A 23,978-nucleotide genomic window follows, 5' to 3' on the forward strand; every position below is an offset into this window, starting at 1 on the left:
TAAATCTATAAATATGGTTCCTACTCAGACAATAGACAGGCTATGCGTCCGAATGTAGAAACCAATTTGCAACATATGTATTTTAACTTCATTTTTAGTTAACTCTAGAGAATTATCTTTATAAATAATCGTTGCATTTGAAAGATTTAAATTAAAATCTCTGTAGCTTAATATACTACTAGTCTTTATATTTACATAAGTCCTTTTTAAAATATTAGTTATCCTTGCAAGTAGTATTTCTGTATTATAAGGTTTTGTAATAAAGTCATCTGCCCCTAAATTCATGCTCATCAGTTCATCTACTTCACTATCTCTACTTGTAACTATTATAATTGGAACCTCCGAAGTCTTGCGTATTTCCCTAAATATATAATAACCATCATACATAGGCAAATTAATATCTAGCAATATAAGTTCAGCGTTCTCACTTTTAATATAATTTATTATGTTATCCATATCTAAAGGAGCCTTCACTTCATATCCATATCTCTCTAAGAAACTTTGCAATTCCTCCCTTATAACTTCATCATCTTCAATAATAATAATTTTCCTCATCATATCCCCCTACTACAAATATAAGGTTATTAAATTTTGAAATCCAAAACTTAATAACCTTAATAATTATTATAAAACTAAATACTACATTTTACCACAATTTTACTCAGTATCATTATAATACCTTCATCTTTTCTTTGTAGTTGCAGATAAAATTATCATCAAGAGTCCAGTTAATCCAAATATAAATTTCCCAATTACTACACTTATAGGTATTAAGAATGCCGGTTCTACTACGCTAAGAGACATAGGGTATTGTTCAAAGAAATTTCCTCCAAATAAATCAACTTCGTATGGTAGCGGAACATAATTTATAAGCAATACTACTACCATTAATCCAAAAATTAATCCTTGATGATATCGTCCTCCAAGACTTCCTATGCCAAACACAAACAGCATTGATGGAACAAGCGTTATAAATGCTGGCATAACAAGACCGCCAAAGCTTAAGAAGTGAAAATTCACACTATAAAACCACACACTATATAAGATTGGTATCATAGAAATCAAAACAAATCCTATAATAATAGTACCAAAGCGTAGCATCTGAAACTTAAATTGATCAATAGGAGTTGCATTCGTCAAATCTTGTACATTTTTTTCCTGTTTTGAATAAAGAAATGAGATAAAAAATAATAAGGTAACAAGTAAAATTGGCAGCACTTTAGCAAAATATTCTCCATAGCTCCAGCCTGAAAATGGCGCAGTGTTTGCCACTCCAAGGATAATATCACTTGTCATAACTTCATAGCTATATATAGCTGAAATTATAAGAAGTCCTAAAAAAAATTTATTTATAATAAGTCTTTTTAGTTCATATTTTAATAATTTAATCAACATTTAAATCCTCCTCTTTAAGATTACATGCATCTAAAAAGTCCTGCCATGAAATCCTTTGTGTTTCTGTCTTAGCATATAGCTTATATAAAATTTCATCTATTTTATTTTCGCCACCAACTAATTCACTGGCTTTCAGAATTTGAAGAGGCATTTTTGAATATTGATTTACGGCTCTATTGTCAACAACTGCCTCAGCATATTTTTCTGGCAATACATCTAAATATTCTGGGTGTCTAATATAAAAATTATCACTCTTCTCCTTAATATGCTTCTTCCACTGATCTACATAGTTTTTTTGTGCATATTCTTCACCATACTTTTCCTTTGCAATTCGATAGGTTGTATATACTGCGAGACCTTCACCTGAACCTCCACATTTTACACCAAACCACTGATGACTAATTTCATGAGCCAGTATTTCCGCACTTTCTGTTCCCTTTAATTTATCAGCTAAATTTTTATCACTAAAACAAGTTTCATCCATAATACTTATATTGGGCTGTGCTAGTCCACCGCCATAAAATACAGTTCCTTGTAGTATTTTTAGTGGATTATTTCTAGACACATTATACAACTTACCATAATGATTGGAACAATATTTAATCGTATCCTTCATAACTTCTTCAGCATCCATCTTCTGCATCTTATCTTCAATTGTTCTGCTATAGTACAATTGTACAGGCATATCCTGATTTCCTAACTCCTTCACGACATAATTACCAGCTTTAAAGTCTACACCATCCCCATCAGCTTTTATAAGCCAAGTTTTATTATTCTCTTTTTCAGAAAGCAATTCTACAGTGGAGCCAATCGGATTTGCTATCAAATTACCATCTTTATCTTTTTTCTTACAATCTACAACTGGCATAAGTTCAGAAGACATAGTAACCTGACCTGTAATTTTACAATTATCTTCATTCCTCTTTACTCTTATTATTGGAAAGATATAGCTACTATGCAAATCAATATATTTCTCACTAATATCAGTTTCATAAGCAAAATCACTCAGCTCTTGATTAATTTTGGGGACACCTTGATATTCTATCTCAAGGTTTATTTCTTTTTCATCAGGTACTTTAAATTTAATACTGCCTCTATAATCATTTAAAGATTCAAATTTAAGCTCTTTTCCATTTGCCATAACATGCTGAAAAGTATACCCATTCATCATGGTGAGCCTGCATTCCTGTTCACTTCCACTCAAATTTCCAAGAGAATAAGTAGCCTTTCCTGAAAGACTTCCTTTACTTTCATCAAAGGATACTTCAAAATCAGTATTTGATAACTGAAGTTTTTCATTTATTTCATCTGATGCATCCTCTCCATATTCTTTATAAACAAATGGTTGATTTAAATAAGCATAGCAGCTGCCGCTGATTAACATAATAGCCAATATGGGAATATAAACTTTCCTTGAATTATAAATTATTGATCCAAATAAACCTTTACCATAACGACGAACACATAATACTCCTATGATCCAAAAACCTCCAAATACTAAAAACCAAAACAAACGATTTTGCTTCATCAAGCGAAATACCACTTCATTCCCAAAATAATCTGAAAGTGCTATAACGCTCGGCTCCATCCAATGAAGAATATTATTATCTCCCAATAATTCAAGAATATTTTTCGATTCAAACAATCTCCAAATACCTAGCACCGAAAATATAAAAAATAAAATCATACTGATATCCATACGACAGAAAATTTGATAAAGTGCAGAAACTAATACAATTGATAATAAAACTGAAGGTAACATCAAAAGAAAGAAGCTATTACAATACGTATAAGTATCAAAAATATTCCCAAGTTTGTTGAATGTATACGGAAAATAAAATACTGCTGTAATAAAAACAGTAACAATAGCTGTTATTCCTAAGGCAAGTAATCTGACTATATTTGAGGTTAATGGTGAGACAATGCTATTGTTTAATGCTTCAGTTTTATATTTTTTTACTCTATCAAATTCCAGTAAAGTTAACATCGCAAATAATATTCCACCACCTATTGCTCCTGCCATCACTGGATTTGCAATCAAATCACCAAATAAAGTTGAAGCATCTGCTGGTTTATACAATTTATATCCTGCTAGTGGACATATCATAGTTAATACCATAATTAGATAAACAATCTTTGAGTGAAAAATACGACTTAATTCCACTCTTAAATAGGAAATGAATTTCATGATTACATCGCCTCTTTTCCCATGATAAGATACATATATGCATCCTCAAGGGTAGGCTCTACAGTCTCTGCAAATGCTGGAAGTGTTTCCCCTACAATCCTGCAGGCAATACCACGCACTGTGTTAACTCTTGCTGTCACCTTATATTCTTCCTTTGAGCTTTCCCCCATCTTTTCTTCAAAAACTCCAACATGATTGTGAGCCAAGGCAATTAATTCTTCTGGAGTTCCAGTAAACAAAATTTGCCCATGATTAATAACAATCAGTTTATCACACACCGATTGTACATCTTCAATTATATGTGTAGATAATAAAACTATCTTATCCTGTGCCATTTTGGAAAATAGATTTCGAAAGTTAATTCGTTCCTCAGGATCTAGTCCAACAGTTGGCTCATCAAAAATTAATAATTTCGGATTTCCCAGAAGAGCTTGTGCAATTCCTACACGCTGCCTTTGACCTCCTGATAAAGTAGAAATACGTGCTTTACGTTTCTCTTTAAGATTTGTTTTCTCAATGACTTCTTCAATAATCTTCTTACTATTTTTAATTCCTTTAAGGGCTGCCATGTAATCTAGAAACTGCCATACTGTAAGTTCATCATACAGTCCAAAAGCTTGTGGTAGATATCCTAGGCTTCCTTTTAACTTTTTTTCATCCTTAAGTATTGGCATATCATCCATAAGAATCTCACCACTAGTTTGTATTAGGCCTCCTACAAGCAATTTCATAAGAGTTGATTTTCCTGCTCCATTTGGTCCTAGAAGTCCAATAAGGCTTGGACTTCCCATTTCAAGTGAAACCTCCTTTAAGGCTCTTTTACCACCTTTATAATCCATATTTAAATTTTTAATTGAGATTTTCATATTCTTCTTATCCTTTCTTTCCTTCTTTATTTAAATATTATTTTTTACTATATCTCTATAGCTTGTATACGTTATATAAAAATAAGCTATATAAACTACAAGAAATATCAAAGCTGTAATTAATGTTGAAAATCTAATATTCATTTGACCATAAGAGTTAATTTCTTTATTAACTACCGTAATCCCAACAATGGAATGAATTAATGCTAAGATCATAGGAAGGCTGAAATATATCAAGGTTTGAATAAATATTGTTTTATTTATCATGTTCTTATTTACCCCAATCCTTTTTAATGCTCTATACCTTTCCATACTATCACTGACTTCTGATAGCTGCTTAAGAGACAATATAGCCATGCTGGTTATTAACAATACCGCACCTAAATATAAGCGAATAAACAATGCTCCTGTTGATGATCTCTTTGCCATAGAATAAATATCGTCCTTAGAATAAGCATCTATGATTGGAAGATTTAAACTTTCGTACTCTCCAGATCTATAATTTTTCTGGATCTTATCGTACTTTTTATTGTTTTCTTCTCTGTTTTCATCTGTATACATTACATTAAGTACTGATTTAGAAACTTTATAGCCTGATAGAAACTCATCATTTATGACTATTGTGCACTCATTATTTGTAACATTAAAATCTTCAAGATTTCCTCGTATAACTTCCTGATTTTTAACAGTAAATTCTTCACCTTTAATCTTAACTTTATTACTACTTTTTAACTTTGCATTAATTGGTCCAACTAATTTATTTAAGTTTGATAAAATCAATACCTCATCCTTATTTAAATTTACTTCTTTCTCCCCTTTTAATTTTAATATTTCATTATACTCAGATATTTTTACAAAACTTCCACCAAACATTTCAAAGGCTTTATCTTCAGTTCCAAATAAATCTCTGAAATCTATAATTGGAACATATTCATTGTAAATTGCATATTTTTCATTTCCATATTTTTTAAAATTAATCTTATTAAGCGCATCTTCTACATTATTAATTTCATCATTGGTATATAAAATCACACTGGCATCAAAAGGTGCTAGTTTTACAAATCCTGCTTCATAACCTTTCTTAAGACCTATTCCTGTAGTTAATGCAAGTATTGTAATAAATAACATTAAGCATATTACTGACATTGATATAAAATTTGTATTAATTTTGCTATATATTTGTTTTACTATAAATATATTTACTCCCTTAAAGTATGCCTTTCTATTATTACTTACTATATATAATATGATTCCAGATAAACTAAAGAAGAATAGTACTGTGCCTACTATTAGAAAGACTAATGCTGGTATGATAATAGAATCCCACAAATATAAATTCATCCCTAAAAAAGTTTTATATGTAAATGTTAGTGATGCCACACTTAATATAAATGATGTTAAATATATAAATGGATTTTTAAATTTCATATTTTCATTTCTTTTATCTGCTGCCAATAAATCAATTATTTTGTATTTAGAAATGACAAATATATTAAATATAATTACAAGTAAAAACATTATTCCAAAACATAATATAGTCTTACCTATAGCACTTATTGAAACTATAAATCTATATCCATCCATTGAATCATCAAACAACTTTAATATAAAAGTAGATAAAACTTGTGATGTTACTATTCCTAATATAAGACCAGTAATTAAAGATATTCCTTCCACCATAAAGGTTTCTGTCACTAAAATTCTAGATATTTTTCTTTTTCCCATGCCTAAAGTCATATATATACCTAATTCTTTTTTACGTTTCTTTATTAAAAAATTATTTGCATATAATATTAAACTGCCTAATACAACAGATACAAACATTGATATAGCAGATATTGTCTCAATTAACTTATCCATATAATTTGCAGTCGGTGATTCCATATCAAAAAGTGCCTTTTGTGAATCTATTGAATTAAAACTATAAAATATGCAGACAGCTAATATTAATGTTAAGAAATATATAGTATAATCTTTATAACTCTTTTTTATATTGTCATAAGCTAGCTTAAAATACATCATTATCACCACCTCCCAAAAGGCATATCACTTCTATGATTTTATTTTTATCCTTAGCTAATCAGTATTTTTTAATTTCATCTCATGTAACTTATTTTATATGAAGCTATTTCTTTCATCAATTTAACTATATTTCATTAACATTACATTTTTGTTATATTAGTACAAACAGTGCTAATTCCGTAAAAAATTTATTTGTAATAAGTCTTTTAAATTCATATTTAAATAATTTGATCAAGATTTAAATCCTCCTCTTTAAGATTGCATGCATCTAAAAAGTCCTGCCATGAGATTTTTTCTTTTGAGCTATTTTCATATAATTTAGCTAAAATTTCATCCATTTTATCTTCACCACCAACAAGCTCAGATGCCTTTAAAATTTGAAGTGGAAGCTTTGAATATAAACATACGCTTCTATTCTCTCCCTTAACCTTTTCAATATATCTTTCTGACAATAAATTCAAATATTCTGGATTTCTATAATAGAAGTTTTTTTCACTATCCTTCGTGTGTATCTTCCACTTGTCTACATAGTTTTTTTGAGCATATTCTTCTCCGTAGTTTTCCTTAGCAATCCGATAGGTAGTATATACTGCAAGTCCTTCAGCAGACCAGTTTTCATTATTACCATGCCATCCAACAGTCTCCACTCCAAACCATTGATGAGCAAGTTCATGAGCTAATACTTCAGCCCCTGAAGATCCCTTTGATGTATTACTTAAATTCTCATCACTAAAGCAGTTTTCTGTCATTGTACTATAATTAGGCATTCCTAAGCCTCCTGAAAATAACGCTGTTTTCTCTACTACTTTTAATGGATTATTTTCAGAAACTTTTTTCAGCTTACCATAATGCTTAGTACAATAATCTATAGTATATTTCATTATCTTTTCAGCATTCATTTTTTTCATATTATCACCATGTTTACTGTTATAATAAAATTGCACTGGCATTTCTTTACTTCCTAGCTGCTTCATAACATAATCCCCTGCCATTAAATCAAAACGAGTCCCTTTAAGCTTAACAAGCCAAGTTTTTTTATCACCCTCTTCTGAGATTAACTTGGTAGTATCACCTGTAATATTAGCAATTTCTTTGCCATTCTCCTCCATCTGACATGGGTTAATTATTGGCATAATACCTGAAGGCATGGTAAGCTCAGCTTTAATATTTGAATTTTCTTTGCTATCTGTAACCAGCATTTCAGGAATAATTTCTTTACTGCTTAAATCTATATACTTATCACTAATAGTTGTATCTAGAATATCATCACTTACCATATAAAAAATCTTAGGCTTTCCTTCGTATTCCATAGTTACATTAATACTTTTCCCAACAGGCATAATAAACTCAGCATTAGCTTCTATGGTGTCCAATTTTTTTAAAGGAACAACCTTATCATTTATTTTTACTACTCTAATAATGTATCCTGGGTTAAGCTTCAATTTACACTCCTGCTCACTATCACTTAGATTATTAAAAGAATACACAGCATTTGCTGAAAGACTCCCCTTACTTCCATCAAATGAAATCTTAAAGTCACTGTTTAGTAATTGGAGCTCTTTGTTGATCCTATAATGATTATCTTCTGAATTATCATTAAATGCTTCAAACACTTCAGAAATTTGATTTTGTGATAATATATAAACATCTGGTTGATTTACAAAGGCATAGCCTGCTTCACTTATCATTACCACAGCAATTAGAGGAATATAAATTATTCTTTTTGAATTATGAAATATAGAGGTAAATAATCCTTTACCATAGATACGTATACCTAATATCGAAATTAACCATACTCCTCCAAACATTAAAAACCAAAATAATCTATTATGCTCCATTAAGCGAAATACTTCTGTATTGCTGAAATAATCTGAAAGTTCTGGAACTGCAGGCTTTATCCAACGCATAATATTACCAATAGGAACACGTTGAAATAAATTAGGTAAGACAAGTACAATAAATACAGCAGCGCTAAGATCTACTCTTTGAAAAATCTGATACAAAGCTGAAGCTGCTAAAATTGACAACATCACAGATGGGAGAATTAAAAGAAAGAAACTATTCCAATACGTATATCCATCAAAAACTCTTCCCATTTTCATAACCGTATATGGATAATAAAATACAGCTTCAATAGAAACAGCAATAATTGCAGATACTTCTACAGCAATTAATTTTACTGCATTTAGAGCTAATGGAGATACAATGCTGCTCAATAATATCTCAGTTTTATACTTACGTCCTTGATCAAACTTAAGAAAAGTCAACATAGCAAATAAAATTCCTCCAATTAGAGCGCCAGCAACAGTTGGATTTCCGATAAAGTGACCTGTTATCGTTTCGTCCAACATACTATCATTGTACAACTTATAGCCAGCCATTGGGCTAAATATGGTTAATAGCATTGTTAAATAAACAATTTTTGAATGGAAAATGCGTTTTAATTCTACATCTAAATATGAAAGAAATTTCATTGTTAATTCACCTCTTTACCTAGTTCTTATATGTTATTTCTTACAATATTTTTATACCCTGTATATGTTGTATAGAAATACCCTGCATATACTACCCCAAATATTAAAGCCGTCATTAACGCTGAAAATCTAATATCTATTTGATTAAAATTACTTATCTCCTTGTTAATCACAATAATGCCAACAATTGAATGAACTAATGCAAGAATTACTGGAAGACTGAAATATATCAAGGTTTGAAGAAATATAGTTTTATTTATCATTTTCTTATTTGCACCAATTCTCTTTAAAGCTTTATATCTTCCTATACTGTCACTGGCTTCTGATAATTGCTGAAGTGCTAATACAGCCATACTTGATATTAAAAATACCATACCTAAATACAAGCCAAGAAATAATTCAGAAGTTGAAGAACTCTTTTCCCTAGAATAAATGCCATCCTTTGAATAGGCATCCATATGGGGGACATCCATACTTTCGTACTTCCCACCAATCAAAGAATTATTATAAATTTCTTGGTATCTTTCATTGTTTTCTTCTCTATTTTCATCAGTATACATTACATCAAGTACTGATTTATAAACCTTACTATCTGGCAAAAACTCATCATTTATTACTATAACGCAATAATTTTCTGCCATTGTAGAAGTTTCAAGATTTTCTTGTAGAGCCTTGTGATTTTTCGCTAGATACTCTTTTCCTTCAATATTGACTTTATTGCTATGCTTTAATTTTTCATTAATTGGATAAGCTAATTTGTTATGATTTGATAAGATTAAAACCTCACAACTATTTAAATTAACTTCTTTTTCACCTTTTAGTTTTAATATTTTATTGTAATCAGATATTTTTACAAAGCTTGCTGTATAGCCTTTAAAAGCCTCATCTTCATCTTTAAATAAATCCTTAAGTTCTACTGATGCCGAGTATTCATCATAAGTTATGTATTTTTCATTTTCACTCAATTTGAAATCAATTTTATTAAACACCTCATCTAAAGAAATATTTTCACCCTGAGGATATATGACTACACTAGCATCAAAAGGTGTTATTTTTTCAAGGCCTGCTTCATAATTTTTCTTAAGACCTATTCCTGTAGATAATACAAGTATTGTAGTAAACAGCATTAAACATATTATTGATATTGATAGAAAATGTGTATTAAACTTGCTATTTACCTGCTTTATAACGAATATATTTAATCCCTTGAAATATACCTTCTTATTTCTATTTAAAAAATATAATATAACTCCAGATAAACTAAAGAAGAATAATACTGTGCTCATAACACCAATGACTAATGAAGGTGTAAACATTGGATTCCACGTATCTATACCTATCTTTAATAGAAATTTATAGACAGCTGCAAGAGATACTATACTTAATGCAAATACTGCCAAATATATAAATGGATTTTTAAATCTCATTTTTTCATTTTTTCTATCTGCCGCAAGTAAGTCTATTATTTTGTACTTAGAAACAACAAATACATTAAAAATCATTACAAGTAAAAACATTATTCCAAAATATAATATAGTCTTTCCTATAGCATTTATAGAAACTGTAAACCTATATTCGTTCATAGAAACATCGAACAGCTTTAAGATAAGAGTAGATAAGACCTGTGAGGCTGCTATTCCTAACATAAGGCCTGCAACTAAAGAGATAGCACCAACCATAAAACTTTCTGTTACTAAAATCTTAGATATTTTTCTCTTTCCCATTCCTAAAGTCATATATATCCCTAATTCTTTTTTACGCTTTTTTATTAGAAAATTATTAGCATACAAGATTAAACTTCCTAGTATTACTGATACAAACATTGAAAAATAAGACATAATATCTGTTAGTTTCTCTATGTAGTTTGCATTTGAAGACTTTATATCAAAAAGCGCCTTTTGTGAATCTATAGAATTAAAACTATAAAATATGCATACTGCTAATATTAATGTTAAAAAGTATATAGTATAATCCTTATAACTCTTTTTTATATTGCCAAAGGCCAGCTTAAAATACATCATTATCATCACCTCCAAGAAGAGATATAACTTCTATGATTTTATTAAAAAATTCCTTTCTTGTATCTTTACCTCTTATGAGCTCATTGAAAATTCTACCATCCTTAATAAAGAGTATTCTATGAGCATAACTTGCTGTAAAAGAATCGTGAGTAACCATAAGTATTGTAGTTTTCAAATTATCATTTAAGTTTTCAAACCTTTCAAGTAGCAGCCTAGCTGACTTAGAATCTAGTGCCCCTGTTGGTTCATCAGCAAGAACTAAAGATGGATTAGTTACAATTGCTCTTGCTGAAGCAACTCTTTGCTTTTGCCCTCCAGACATCTCATAAGGATATTTATTAAGCACTTGTCCTATTTCTAAATGCTCTGCCACCTCTTGTATTTCTTTATCTATTTTATAGGTGTCCTCTCCCTTTATTGTTAAGGCTAAAGCAATATTCTCATAAGCTGTAAGTGTATCTAATAAGTTAAAATCTTGAAATATAAATCCCAACTCATTTTGCCTAAACTTATCTAATTCTTTTGATTTTAGCCTGGTAATGTCACTACCATTTATCAATATCTTTCCTGCGGTAATACTATCAATAGTTGATATACAATTAAGAAGTGTAGTTTTGCCACTTCCTGAAGGTCCCATTATTCCAACAAACTCTCCCTCATCTACCTTAAAGCTTATATTATCTATTGCCTTTGTTAAATTCCCCTTATTGCCATAATATTTCTCGATTCTTTCTACATTCAATATATTTTTCATCTATAATTCTCCCTTTTTTTCTTAAACCTTTGCTTTGGATATATATCTATAATCAATATACTTAACTTGGCTCTATGTTAACTATTCTATATGATTATAACTACTTCATCAATTTAACTACATTTCATTAATATTACATTTTTGTTATGTTGATATAATTGGATAATTAAAACTTGAAAAATAAAATGCCCCCTTTATAGAAACAGTTTTATTATTTTAACTATCTCCTATAAAGTGAGCATATCATTTTCATGTGTTTTATGATGGACACTGAAGTGATGACTTCAAAGCCCACAAGTTTTTATTTTAATTTCTATAATATATTATAAACTTTTAAGAAATGAAAGTATCTCTGCACTAACCTCTTTTGGTTTTTCTTGCTGAGCCCAGTGTCCGCAATCTTCAAGAAATATAGTTTGACGGATGTTTGGAACAATACTCTTCATTTCAGAAATTATTTGATCCATTCCTGGAATACTTAAGCCAACATCACGAGTACCTACTATGAATAATGCAGGAATTGTTACTTTTAATCCATTAAAACAACTTAATAATTCTCTATTTTTATCTAAATTACGGTAATAATTTAATCCACCACTAAAGCCTGTTTTCGCAAATGCTTCTACATAAACCTCTAAGTCTTTTTCTTTAAGCCAAGAAGTCATTTTAGGCATTGGTAATGATGAAAGTAATCCCTTCTCTCTTGATACCATACTAAATGGATTTGGAGTTCCATCATTACCTTTACGTGGTCCTGCATCTCCAGAAGCTGAATACAGCAAGTTATGAACTGTAGATCGTGCATCTTTCTCGAATTCTTTTTCTGCCACACCTGGTGTTTGAAAATATAAAGTATAAAATAGCTCCTTACTAGTTTGTGGGAAAACAGTGGTTGGTGGAATTGGTGGTTGAGGCATCATTGGAACTGTTAAAGCTATAACGCCCTTGAATTTATCTGGCCTTAATAATGCTGCATTCCATGCAATTGTTGCTCCCCAATCATTTCCTACTATTACTGCTGTTTCTTCATTTAATGCATCCAACAATCCAACTATATCTCCAACTAAATGAAGCAGAGTGTATTGATCAATATTTTCTGGTTTTTCTGTATCTCCATATCCTCTTAAATCTGGCGCTACTACGTGGTAACCTTCTTCAGCCAAAACAGGTATCTGATTTCTCCATGAGTACCATATTTCAGGGAATCCATGAAGTAATAATACAAGAGGCCCTTTTCCTTGCTCAGCTATATGCATTTTTATACCATTTGTTTCAATAATTCTATGTTTTAATTCACTCATTTTACTTTCTCCTCATATACATAATTGTAAATAGCAGCTTAATCGTCAAATTATTAAACACGTGTTGTTGTAGCGATTTATGCATGCTATTATTATAATGTACTAAAATTAGCTATTCAACCAACAGAAATCATGAAATGTCGATTATTAAGAAAAAATATTAATAACAAGTATTTATTAAAAAATATTTATATTGCAATAATAAATCAAATATAGTCTATACTTATGCGTATAGCTCACCGAAATGAATAATATAATTTATGATTGTGTTATCTATGCACTAAACCAAGTACTCAATTAAAATTATAATTTAGGAGCTTACTTAAAATATCCACACTATATAAATTCTAAATAGTATAATTCATTCCTCATAAGTGCACATGGCTTGTAGTGTCTGATAGTTTAAGACAAACTTCTATAAATTAATATTTTTATAGAATATATATTTAGAAAGGAGCAGCAGGTATGATACAAAAATCTCAAATAAATGATAAACGCATAATTAAATCTCGTAAACTCATTCAAGATGCATTTCTTTCATTAGCTAATAAAAGCCCCTTTGAAAATATAACCGTGAAGGATATTTCAGAAAGAGCTAACGTAAACCGAGCAACCTTTTATGCTCATTTTAAAGATAAATATGATTTATTAGATTCTTTTATATCAGATAAATTCATGACAATTGTATCCAGCAGGATTAGTACTGATGCACAGTTAAATGAGAAAACTTTGCGTGATCTAATTTTTATTATGTGTGATTATCATAAGACTGTCGGCACTAGCTATATAAGATTATATAAATCTGCCAATATGTTAATTGATATGAGAGTTCAGCTTAAATTGCAAGATATAGTACAAAATATGCTCAACAATACTAGAACTTGTTCAAAGAATGAAAAAGAAAAATTAGAATTGATTACTGTTATGATGAGCAGCGGTATATATTGCGCTACAAAACGTTGGCATAGTAAAGGTAACTTGAAAGATGCTTCTGCAATTTCTGCATTAGCTGATGAAATTCTTTCTTTCATGACTTCTTGGCTAACATCAGCATTAGATTAAATTTAACTAATCTAAATTTATTTAACTCACATATGAATTCCTCCTAAGAGTCTATTTAATATTCTTACGAACACTCATTAAAATTCTTCTCTACTAAATATAGCCATAGATTTTCTCTCTTAAATCACATAAAAACATATGGTTTATTTACGTTCACAGCCTTTAACCCCGCATTATTCAAGCATATTCTGAAGAATATTAGAATATATATTCTTCAGAATATATATGGTTTAGAATATTTATTCTTCACAATATTTATTGTAAAGAATATTATAGATATCGAACTTTAAAACTAGACTTATATGTGGTAAATTACCGAAATCATAAATATTTTGTTTCGAAAAGTTATGAAAATATCGCTGAAGATTCTAAGCAGAGATTAATTATTCAAATAATAAATAGCTATTTATTATCTGCATTGATTTTCTTATGCTGTGAATTTAAATATTCAATGATCTCAGTTTTATTTATAGGTGATGAGTGTCCTGGAAAACAAATGTCAAACTCTAAATCCTTTAATACATTTATAAAACACTCTAATTTAAACGGATCATATTCACAATTATTATAATAGTTCATACTATAAGCATCTCCTATAAATACTACTTTTTCTTCAGGTACATAAACTATTACTGAATCTTTAGAATGAGGTGAAATAACATTTTTTAAAATAACTGTTAATCCTCCTAAATCTATTTCTAAGTCATTTTTAAAGACTATATCAGCTGGTACAACTTTTATACCTTGAAGTCCTTCGTATTCTTTACGAATATTAGTATCTGCAAATTCAATATCTTCTCCAGTCAAGAGACGATTTTTCATTGCTTCATCTGTCCATTGCCACTTAGACATAACATTTAATTGCTCATTAGTTATTTCACATGCTATAGTTTTTCCTGTAACTGCATGCATCCCATAAGTATGATCCCAATGCCAATGAGTGATTGCAACATAATCAGGCAATCTTAAATTCAATTTTTCTATACAACTATTAAATTTCTCTACATGATTTTTTGAATTTCCTGCATCCACCATTAAAGAATATTTATCTCCTTTAATATATCCAAGCACTGGTCTGTCAGTTTCTCCGTCATTAATTAGATAATAAACCTTTTCTGTAACCTTTGTAAATTCCATAAAAAGTCCCACCTTTCTTTATACAAAATTAAAACTCCCCATATAGACAAACAATATCATCTATGGAGAGTTCATTTATTTAAAGATCTTTTATTATAGTTAAATTTAATCTAATATAAAACATATACTTTAGCTTAATCAAAATAAGTACTTCTAAATATATGTATATCTAAAGTTATTTTATTTTTTATAAAAGAGCTTAGTAGAAGATATTGTTCTTAAAATGCTCACTTAGTTAAAGCTTTATGGTAGAACTTCAAAGCATCTCAAACTATTTAATTTTAATAGCTTAGTTAAGAACAACTAAAATCATCTCTTTAAGTCTCCTTTTTATAAATCATTCAATTACAATGGTATCACGCTGAATTTTTACTGTCAATGTTTTGATTGTTAAACTATTACTGATAAGATAACATTATACAAACATCTTAACTTCATCAGCAATCATCCATTAAATTCTTTTCATAAAATTAATTCTTTCTTATATTATCATTCATATTTTCACACTTACTTATAATAATGTTATTACTCCATTTGTTCCATCTACTCTTATTCTTTGTCCATCCTTTAATATACTTGTTGCATTATCAATAGCCACAACAGCAGGTATACCATACTCTCTAGCTACAATTGCTGCATGGGAAGTTGGGCTTCCTATTTCAGTAACAGCTGCAGATGCAACCTTAAAAAGAGGTGTCCAAATTGGAGATGTATATGGCGATACGAGTATATCTCCTTTTTTTAATTTTTTAAATTCAGAAGGATTTCTTACTATACATACTTGTCCTTCATATACTCCACGACTTGCAGCACTTCCTTTAATTGAATTAGAAGCATCGTTCTTATCTTGTTTAATTTTTTCCTTTAGCTCAAATACTGGAATTGACCCTGTTGCTACCAACCAATGCACACCTTTTTCATGAGCCTCATAAACCTTATCAAAAGCTTTCTTTCTTTTATTTAATTTTTCTTCTATGTTTAACTTACCTTCTGCCACAGAATTAAGTTCCTCAAGAAAAATGAAAAATACATCTTCTGCATCATTAATATAATCTTTCTTAACTAAAAGGCTTCCTAGCTTTAAAGCCATTCTATGCAAACAACCTGCTATTTTTTCTAAGTAAAATACACTTTCCTCTCTTATTATTACCATATTTCTTATTTTCTCTAGAACTTTCGTAAACTTTTTATAATCATCACATTTTAACCCTTTCTTTACTAAGTCTTTTGCAACTTTATAAGCTTCTTCCTGCTTCTTAAAACTTTCTTCCGAATCTAATATAGATGTATCACATAATAATGCATCAATAATTTCATTTATCATTTCAGGTTTTTCACTCCATGTAGAAGGTGATATCATACGTCCCGCACCTATAGAAGGCCTATCTCCATATTCTTTCAAGAAATTATCAATTGCATCCTCGAAAGCTTGGCTACCCTTTCCGTTTATGGCTGCTGTTTGTGCTATCTTTATCATTTCTTTGTTCTGAAGTGCAGTCCTAAAAGGCAAAGCTCTAAGAAGATTTTCTTTAACCTCTTCAAATTTTTCCTTTCCTACAGCTTTTTTTATAAGTTTATTGAACTTATACTCAGTAATCCCACCAGGCATACCAATTAAAGAAAATCTTTTATAAACAAAATTTTCGTATTCTTTCATCCCCTGTTTAATAAATTTTATAAGCTTCTCTGCATCATTTGTATTCTTTTTCGCAGTATCCATCCTCTTAATCCACTCATTAGCTTCTCTTGAAAAATCCTGCCATAGAATATTTGTATCTTTAAATAAACTATTAATTAGTGATTTAGGACCCTTCCAAATTATAGCTGGAGATATTGATGGTGCCTGATAACTTAAGGCCACGCATCCACTTTCTCTTTCTATAGGTATATTCTTCTCCTTGGGCATCTTAAAGCCTGTTTCGGAGAAAGAAGTATATATACCCTGATAAAAATGAGTAAAACATGCAAAATCCAAAGGAGTATGTGGATATGCACTATGTTCCATTACACTTTGAAGACCAAAATCTGCCTTTTTGCCTTGATAAATTATTTTATCCTCAGATCCAAGTATATTAAAATCCTCACTCTCGGCTTCCATTGTTGTAATTGGTCTTGCTTGGAGTAAATATATCTTGCCTTCAGAAAGAGCCCATTCTGTATCTTGAGGACTACCATAATGTTTTTCAACAAGCTCTGCTAGTTTTGTAAGCTGCTTAAGTTCATTTGATTCTAGACAATAAGATTTTCTCTTGGAATCAGGTACTTTTTCTGTAACAATTCCTCTTTTAGTTAATTTAATATTAATCTCCTTAGATCCAAGATTCTTTTCTTTTATATCTCCCTTTTTGCTTAGAACAAATGAATCCGGAGTTATCAAACCACTAACAACTGCTTCTCCAAGTCCATAGCCTGCACTTATTAATATTTCATCTCTCTTTCCATTTACAGGATTTGCAGTAAACATCACTCCAGCCGCCTCTGAATCTATCATTGCCTGAACTACAACTGCAAGATCCACCTTAAGATGCTCAAAATTCATACTTATTCTATAATTTATTGCCTGCGATGACCAAAGACTTGCCCAGCATTTTTTTACATGTTTAATGACATTTTCTTTTCCATAGATACCAAGATAAGTCTCATGCTGGCCTGCAAATGAAGCCGTTGGTAAATCTTCAGCCGTTGCACTTGATCGTACTGAAACTGACATCTTTTCACCTACTCCCATTTTTTTATACAAACTGTCAAAAGCTATGTTTAGTTCCTTCTGAATCTCAATAGGCATTTGAGCTTCTTCAATCCATGATGATATATCTTTACTTGCCTCTAATATTTCATTAATATCTTGCCCCTTAATCTTTTCAAGCCTTTTTGTTATTCTCTCTTTAAGGCCAGATCTTTCAAGATGAGCATCATATGCACTTGTTGTAACCACAAATCCAGGTGGTACAGGAAGTCCAGCATTTATTAATATTCCGAGGTTAGCTCCTTTTCCTCCTGCTTCAAGCAATGAATCTTTATTTAATTCTTTTAATTTTTTTATATAATTTGACATAACTATTTCTCCTATCTTAATGAATTTAATATTTCATCTAATATTCTTTCATTTTGTTAAAATCTACTTTTTTCACCTAAATATTAGCTATAATATATTCTTAAAAATCAGTTATTTTATCTAACTTTTGAATCCTCTCACTTGACGTTTATAACTCCTATGAATTTTCTTACTATTAACATATATATACTTCTAGGCTAAACTCCCAGCAAATTGACTATTATAAATATCTGCATAAGCTCCGGCCCTTGATAATAACTCTTTATGGGTTCCTGTTTCAGCAATATCTCCCTTTTCCATAACCACGATAGAATCAGCATCATATATAGTCGATAAACGATGCGCTACCACAAAGCTTGTTCTATTTTTTAATAGTCTTTTCATGGCTTTTTGAATAATAAGCTCTGTACGGCTGTCAACATTAGAAGTCGCTTCATCGAGTACTAAAATATCTGGATTAGCTACAAACGCTCTGGCAATTGTAATAAGCTGCCTCTGCCCTTGTGAAATGTTCTCTGCATCTTCATTCAAAACCGTGTTATAACCATAAGGTAATTTCTGAATGAATTCATGAGCATAAGCTGCTTTTGCTGCAGCATATACTTGTTCTTTGGTAGCATTTTCATTACCATATTTTATATTTTCAAAGATTGTGCCTGAAAATAGCCACGTATCTTGTAGTACCATTCCGATGTTTTTTCTTAATTTACCAATATCCAAATTACGAACATCAATGCCATCAATTCGAATGCTGCCTCCTTGTATCTCATAAAACCGCTCTAATAAATTTATTAATGTGGATTTTCCCGCACCAGTATGTCCTACAATAGCTACCATTTGCCCCTCATTAACATTCATGCTGAAATTAGTCATTAATGGTTTATCTGTATACCCAAATTTAACATTTTCAAAAGCAACTTTAGCAGTTTCAAATTCTTTGTTTGGAAACTCCGATTCATATTCTTTTATTTCTTCAGTATCTAAAATATTAAACACCCTCTCAGCAGAGGCTATAGCTGAAAGAAGATTAGCCCAAGTCATGGAAAGTTTAGCTATGGGAGAAGTGAATTGCTGAGAATATTGTAAAAAAGCCTGCATATCACCAATTAGAATTGAACCTCCTACTACTTTAACTGCACCTGTTGCTGCAATTAGTACATAAATAATATTCTGCATGAGCATCATACATGGCATCATCATGCCTCCAGAAAATCTTGCCTTCCAGCCTGAATCATACATTTTTTCATTTATGCTCTCAAACTTTTGCAATGCATCGTTTTCCCAATTAAAACTCTTAATAACAGAAAAACCTTGGTAGCTTTCTTCAACCAAGCTATTTAATTCTCCCATGCTTTTCAAGTACTCTTTGTTATATTTCTGTGTTTTAGGAGTAAACAGCTTTGTAATTATTAGGGTTATTGGAATCATTATGAAAACTATTATTGTAAGTAATGGACTTATAGTAATCATAAAAAGCAGTGCACCTATAACAGTAATAATTGTTGAAATAAGCTGCGTCAGACTTTGCTGTAGATTAGTCATAATATTATCTATATCATTTGCAGCTACTGACATGAGATTTCCATTAGAATTTACATCAAAGAATGTAACTTCTACTCTATTCATTTTTGCTTTTAACTGGCTGCGAAGCGCATAAGTTGTTTTTTGTGCTACTACAGTCATAATTCTCTCTTGTAAGAATGATGATATAAACACCCCTAAATACATGACAGCCACACTAAGTAGAATTAATATAAGTCTATTAAAATCAATTCCTGCCTTTGTTTTTATTCCGTAAAAAACTAAAGTTGTAGCCTTTCCAAGTAGCTTTGGACTTATAACCTGCATAACAGTTCCTCCTATAGCAATCACTATAGTAAGTACAATTAATAAACTGCTTTTTTTCATGCATTGCAGAATTTTTTTTATGGTTAACCATAAATCTTGTGGTTTTGCTATAACATTTATCTTTCTATCAGTTTCTTTTTTGCTTATATTCATGCGATCCCCTCCTTATACATCTGTGAGTCAATTATTTCTTTATAAACATTATTAGATTTTTTAAGCTCTTCATGTGTACCAAGTCCTACTAGTTTTCCATTATCTAATACTGCTATCAAATCAGCATTCATAACAGCACTGACTCTTTGTGCAACTATCACAGTGATAGCTTTTGAAAGCTTATTTTGTATTGACTCACGTATAATCCTATCGGTCTTAAAGTCCAGCGCTGAAAATGAATCATCAAAAATATATATATTCGCATCCTTAAGCAAACCTCTAGCAATACAAATTCTCTGCTTTTGTCCTCCTGAAAAATTACCTCCGGCTTTTTCTACCATACTGTCCAATCCACCATTAAGATTGGATACAAATTCTGTAGCACATGCTAAATCTAAAGCTTCCCATATTTCTTCATCAGTAGCGTCAGGCTTTGCAATTAGCATATTGTCTCGTATAGATCCCATAAACAGTGTTGATTTTTGTGGCACTAAGCTTACCATATGATTAAGTTCCGATTTTTTGATTTTCCTAATATCTACATCACCAATTTTTATGTATCCACTCTCTATGTCATAAAGTCTTATAATAAGATTTATGAGAGATGTTTTTCCATCACCAGTACTCCCAATAATAGCTAAAGTTTCTCCCTCTTTAACCTTAAAACTAATATCTTCTAAAGCTTTTTTCTCTGCACCAGGATAGCTAAAATCAACTTTTTCAAACTGCAAATACCTATTCTTTGATACCTCAGTTTTAGAAGATTCTATTATACTTAGATTCATATCTAAAATCTCATTAATGCGCTCAATTGAAATCTTTCCCCTTGGAATAGCTAATATAACACTCGCGAGTATTGTAAATCCAATTAAAATCTGAGTCGAATATGATATTGCTGCCATTGTTGTCCCAATTTCCATAGTTCCAGAAGCGATTGATCTAGAGCCAATCCAAATTATAATTATAGTTGTTAAATTAAGAAGCACAGTAATAAATGGTGTGAAAACACTCATAATTGTCCCTGCCTTAATAGCTGTCTTTGTATAATTCTGATTTATGGCATTATACTTTTTATAATCTTCTTCTTCCCTGCCAAAAGCTCTAATAACTTTTACACCTGTAAGTCCTTCTCTAAAAAGAAGATTTAATCTATCAAGCAATTTTTGCATTTTTTCATAAAGGGGATTTGCAAACCTATATATAACAATGGTGCCAATAGCTAGAAAAGGTATAACCCCAATAAAAATTAATGATAATTTGGGGCTTAGCCGATAAGTCATTACTATTCCGCCTAGCAAATATAAAGGAGCTATAATCAGAAACTTAAGCCCCATTTCAACTAAGCTTTGTACTTGTGTTACATCATTGATATTACGAGTAATCAATGATGCTGCTCCAAATTTGTCGTACTCTCTTTTAGAAAAAGTAAGTGCCTTATTATAAATATCCTTACGAAGCTTACTGCTCATATTGTATGATATTTTTGCTGATATATAGGTATTCAAAACTTGTCCAATTAAGCTCATTATCGTAATACCAATCATAAATATTCCTTGCTGGCAAATGTAATATATATCTCCATTTACAATACCCTCATTTACAATGTTCGCTGTCATATAAGGCAGATAAATCGCACCTGAAATCTGTAACAATAAAAACATAATTGCAACAACCACTTTATCTGCCGGCAATCTTTTTATAATTCTAATCATAAATATAACCTCCAATTAATTCAGTAAAATCAAAACTCGCTTTGGGTGAAATTCTTTAGGACTTAATGAAATGTCTTTGCTTAATACATCCCTTGAATTTTTAATAATTAAACTACTTCAAAAATGTATTTAACATAATATATATAGACTTCTACTTATATTGTTAAATAAAAAAAGCATTTAGTATTCCTTTATTTATTATTTCTAGCCTCTGCTTTATGCATAAATAATCAATTTTTTAATTAATCTTCCCTTCAAAAAAATTTATTTAAATATACGTAGACTTCTACATATATATTTAAATAAAAAGCAACAATACGCTTTTTATTATTAATCGAACTTTCCATATAAGTTTTTATAAGCTCTAATAAGCAGATCCAAAAAAACTTTTTTCTCCTCTTGTGACATGCCTTTTAATAACAGTTCTTCAGTTTCTTCAAAAACCTTTTCCATCTCTGTTAATATATTTCTTCCTTTTGGAGTAACTTGAATTTGAAAAGTACGCCCATCTGATATCCCAGCACTACGTATGATGCATCCTTTTCTATCTAATCCATTTAAAAGGTTCGTTATAGATGACCCTTTCAAATTCATAACACTCTCTAAATTCTTGCGAGTTATCTCTTTTCCGTGTCTTATTTCCCTTTCGATAAGCTCCAACAATAAAGCTTGAGGTGAAGTCAGATCATATTCCTTTAATTTTTCGTCATTTGTATATCTCATCTTTTGAGCAATGCTCTTTATAAATAAGTCATATGGGTATTCCCATTCTCTATTCTTCATTATTTATCCTCCTCGCCTCAAATAGGTAGACCTCTACTTATTAATATATACATAATATATCTAATTGTCAATAACTTTAAGTTTCAATATTCAAAATCCACCATTTTTTTATTTTAATCCTATAACAAATTATAAACTTTTAGGAAGTGAAAGAAATCTAACCAATATAACTTACTTTTCTCACAACATCGCTGAATCTTTTCAAATTCTCCCAGTTATTGATTATATGATTAAGTAATAATACAATTTTTTACTTTTAAGTATTAAATTTATTTATTGACCGCATTGGTCAATAGGGTTATAATCCTCTTAAATAATAAAAAGAATTATTTTTTTACTACTTAAATTACAATACTAATATTTCATTGAAGTAATGAGCATGACTTAATAGAACAAATATTTATGTAAAATTCTTTATTAATCTTACATAAATCTGAAAGAAGGTAATACTGTGGTATCGAAGTTTTTAAATTTAGATTCAGAAAAACAAAATCGTATTTTAAATGCAGCAATAAATGAATTTGCTGAGAAAGGTTATGAGAATGCCTCTACAAATGATATTGTTAAAGAGGCTGGTATATCTAAAGGGTTATTATTTCACTACTTCAAAAATAAGAAGCAATTATTTTTATTTTTATATGATTATTGCATAGATGTTAGCCTGACTGAATTTTACAAAAAGATTGATTTAAACGAAAGAGATTTTTTCGTTAGGTTACGTCAAATCCATTTGATTAAAGCAGAATTATTGAATAAATATCCTAAAATGCTTAAATTTATTGAAGTTGCAAATATTGAAAAATCAAGTGATATAGAAAATGATTTAAATGTGATAAATAAGGACGAATTAGAAAACGCTTCAAAAAGAGTATTTGATGGTATAGATTTATCTAAATTTAGAGATGGCATAGATATAGAAAAGGCAATAAACGTTGTTATATGGTCCTTTCAAGGATTTAATGCAAAAGTTCTGGAAGAAGCAAAGTTATCATCTTCAAAACAAATTAATTATGATAAGGCTTTTATTGAAGCAGAAGCTTATACAGAAATGCTTAAAAGTTGTTTTTATAAATAAGTATTGAGTTTTAAAAAGACCAGCTAATAATAGTCAAGTTAATTTTAAAAAAAATAGTTTTTGGAAAAAGAGTATGGCAAACAAACCGTTTCAAAACACGAACGGTTACAGAAATTGGAATAAAATTAAGCG

General features: G+C 30.1%; 15 protein-coding genes and 1 pseudogene. 2 read left to right on the plus strand and 14 right to left on the minus strand.

Features of this window, described 5'->3' with window-relative positions; translation table 11 throughout:
• Positions 1-78: 78 nt before the first annotated feature.
• From ACJDTP_RS25895 to ACJDTP_RS25935, 9 genes and pseudogenes are all read right to left on the minus strand, one after another.
• Positions 79-555 (minus strand): annotated as a pseudogene (locus ACJDTP_RS25895) (response regulator); the annotation flags it as partial.
• 126 nt (positions 556-681) lie between these two features.
• Positions 682-1,395, minus strand: coding sequence for a hypothetical protein (locus tag ACJDTP_RS25900; protein ID WP_406762834.1), 714 nt, complete (start codon positions 1,393-1,395; stop codon positions 682-684).
• Positions 1,385-3,583 carry a M1 family aminopeptidase gene (locus ACJDTP_RS25905; RefSeq protein ID WP_406762835.1) on the minus strand — a complete coding sequence of 733 codons (2,199 nt, stop codon included), beginning with the start codon at positions 3,581-3,583 and terminating at the stop codon, positions 1,385-1,387. The genes ACJDTP_RS25900 and ACJDTP_RS25905 overlap by 11 nt, the downstream gene beginning before the upstream one ends.
• 2 nt (positions 3,584-3,585) lie before the next feature.
• Positions 3,586-4,449, minus strand: coding sequence for an ABC transporter ATP-binding protein (locus ACJDTP_RS25910; protein ID WP_406762836.1), 864 nt, complete (start codon positions 4,447-4,449; stop codon positions 3,586-3,588).
• Between the two features lie 30 nt (positions 4,450-4,479).
• Positions 4,480-6,468 (minus strand): FtsX-like permease family protein, encoded by a 1,989-nt coding sequence (locus ACJDTP_RS25915; RefSeq protein ID WP_406762845.1) that lies wholly within the window; start codon positions 6,466-6,468, stop codon positions 4,480-4,482.
• Positions 6,469-6,689: 221 nt separating this feature from the next.
• Positions 6,690-8,945 (minus strand): M1 family aminopeptidase, encoded by a 2,256-nt coding sequence (locus ACJDTP_RS25920; protein ID WP_406762837.1) that lies wholly within the window; start codon positions 8,943-8,945, stop codon positions 6,690-6,692.
• Between the two features lie 26 nt (positions 8,946-8,971).
• Positions 8,972-10,963: an FtsX-like permease family protein gene (locus tag ACJDTP_RS25925; protein WP_406762846.1), complete on the minus strand. Its 1,992-nt coding sequence runs from the start codon at positions 10,961-10,963 to the stop codon at positions 8,972-8,974.
• Complete coding sequence (locus tag ACJDTP_RS25930; protein ID WP_406762838.1) at positions 10,953-11,720, minus strand: ABC transporter ATP-binding protein; 768 nt, start codon at positions 11,718-11,720, stop codon at positions 10,953-10,955. Before ACJDTP_RS25930 ends, ACJDTP_RS25925 begins: the two co-directional genes overlap by 11 nt.
• A gap of 323 nt (positions 11,721-12,043) precedes the next feature.
• Entirely contained in the window at positions 12,044-13,021 is a 978-nt protein-coding gene (locus ACJDTP_RS25935; protein WP_406762839.1) for an alpha/beta fold hydrolase, read from the minus strand.
• Positions 13,022-13,486: 465 nt separating this feature from the next.
• Between ACJDTP_RS25935 and ACJDTP_RS25940 the strand changes: the two genes are divergently transcribed.
• Positions 13,487-14,083 carry a TetR/AcrR family transcriptional regulator gene (locus ACJDTP_RS25940; protein ID WP_078117197.1) on the plus strand — a complete coding sequence of 199 codons (597 nt, stop codon included), beginning with the start codon at positions 13,487-13,489 and terminating at the stop codon, positions 14,081-14,083.
• Positions 14,084-14,485: 402 nt separating this feature from the next.
• On the opposite strand, the gene ACJDTP_RS25945 is transcribed toward ACJDTP_RS25940, so the two are convergent.
• From ACJDTP_RS25945 to ACJDTP_RS25965, 5 genes are all read right to left on the minus strand, one after another.
• On the minus strand, positions 14,486-15,220 hold the full coding sequence (locus tag ACJDTP_RS25945; protein ID WP_406762840.1) for an MBL fold metallo-hydrolase: 735 nt from the start codon (positions 15,218-15,220) through the stop codon (positions 14,486-14,488).
• A 511-nt stretch (positions 15,221-15,731) separates the two neighbouring features.
• Positions 15,732-18,275 (minus strand): PEP/pyruvate-binding domain-containing protein, encoded by a 2,544-nt coding sequence (locus tag ACJDTP_RS25950; RefSeq protein ID WP_406762841.1) that lies wholly within the window; start codon positions 18,273-18,275, stop codon positions 15,732-15,734.
• Positions 18,276-18,467: 192 nt separating this feature from the next.
• Positions 18,468-20,276, minus strand: a complete 1,809-nt coding sequence (locus ACJDTP_RS25955; protein WP_023975672.1) for an ABC transporter ATP-binding protein — start codon at positions 20,274-20,276, stop codon at positions 18,468-18,470.
• Positions 20,273-21,988 carry an ABC transporter ATP-binding protein gene (locus ACJDTP_RS25960; RefSeq protein WP_406762842.1) on the minus strand — a complete coding sequence of 572 codons (1,716 nt, stop codon included), beginning with the start codon at positions 21,986-21,988 and terminating at the stop codon, positions 20,273-20,275. Before ACJDTP_RS25960 ends, ACJDTP_RS25955 begins: the two co-directional genes overlap by 4 nt.
• 330 nt (positions 21,989-22,318) lie before the next feature.
• Positions 22,319-22,771: a MarR family winged helix-turn-helix transcriptional regulator gene (locus tag ACJDTP_RS25965; protein WP_406762843.1), complete on the minus strand. Its 453-nt coding sequence runs from the start codon at positions 22,769-22,771 to the stop codon at positions 22,319-22,321.
• Between the two features lie 451 nt (positions 22,772-23,222).
• Here ACJDTP_RS25965 and ACJDTP_RS25970 point away from each other — a divergent pair, with 451 nt between their 5' ends.
• Positions 23,223-23,846, plus strand: coding sequence for a TetR/AcrR family transcriptional regulator (locus ACJDTP_RS25970; RefSeq protein ID WP_406762844.1), 624 nt, complete (start codon positions 23,223-23,225; stop codon positions 23,844-23,846).
• The last annotated feature ends 132 nt before the right edge of the window (positions 23,847-23,978 follow it).

The organism is Candidatus Clostridium helianthi (genome assembly GCF_045310795.1).
Taxonomy (GTDB): Bacteria; Bacillota; Clostridia; order Clostridiales; family Clostridiaceae; genus Clostridium; species Clostridium helianthi.

Coding starts and splice junctions, on each gene's coding strand:
- ACJDTP_RS25900 (WP_406762834.1), bottom strand. CDS start 1,395: ATGTTGATTAAATTATTAAAATATGAACTAAAAAGACTTATTATAAAT.
- ACJDTP_RS25905 (WP_406762835.1), bottom strand. CDS start 3,583: ATGAAATTCATTTCCTATTTAAGAGTGGAATTAAGTCGTATTTTTCAC.
- ACJDTP_RS25910 (WP_406762836.1), bottom strand. CDS start 4,449: ATGAAAATCTCAATTAAAAATTTAAATATGGATTATAAAGGTGGTAAA.
- ACJDTP_RS25915 (WP_406762845.1), bottom strand. CDS start 6,468: ATGTATTTTAAGCTAGCTTATGACAATATAAAAAAGAGTTATAAAGAT.
- ACJDTP_RS25920 (WP_406762837.1), bottom strand. CDS start 8,945: ATGAAATTTCTTTCATATTTAGATGTAGAATTAAAACGCATTTTCCAT.
- ACJDTP_RS25925 (WP_406762846.1), bottom strand. CDS start 10,963: ATGTATTTTAAGCTGGCCTTTGGCAATATAAAAAAGAGTTATAAGGAT.
- ACJDTP_RS25930 (WP_406762838.1), bottom strand. CDS start 11,720: ATGAAAAATATATTGAATGTAGAAAGAATCGAGAAATATTATGGCAAT.
- ACJDTP_RS25935 (WP_406762839.1), bottom strand. CDS start 13,021: ATGAGTGAATTAAAACATAGAATTATTGAAACAAATGGTATAAAAATG.
- ACJDTP_RS25940 (WP_078117197.1), top strand. CDS start 13,487: ATGATACAAAAATCTCAAATAAATGATAAACGCATAATTAAATCTCGT.
- ACJDTP_RS25945 (WP_406762840.1), bottom strand. CDS start 15,220: ATGGAATTTACAAAGGTTACAGAAAAGGTTTATTATCTAATTAATGAC.
- ACJDTP_RS25950 (WP_406762841.1), bottom strand. CDS start 18,275: ATGTCAAATTATATAAAAAAATTAAAAGAATTAAATAAAGATTCATTG.
- ACJDTP_RS25955 (WP_023975672.1), bottom strand. CDS start 20,276: ATGAATATAAGCAAAAAAGAAACTGATAGAAAGATAAATGTTATAGCA.
- ACJDTP_RS25960 (WP_406762842.1), bottom strand. CDS start 21,988: ATGATTAGAATTATAAAAAGATTGCCGGCAGATAAAGTGGTTGTTGCA.
- ACJDTP_RS25965 (WP_406762843.1), bottom strand. CDS start 22,771: ATGAAGAATAGAGAATGGGAATACCCATATGACTTATTTATAAAGAGC.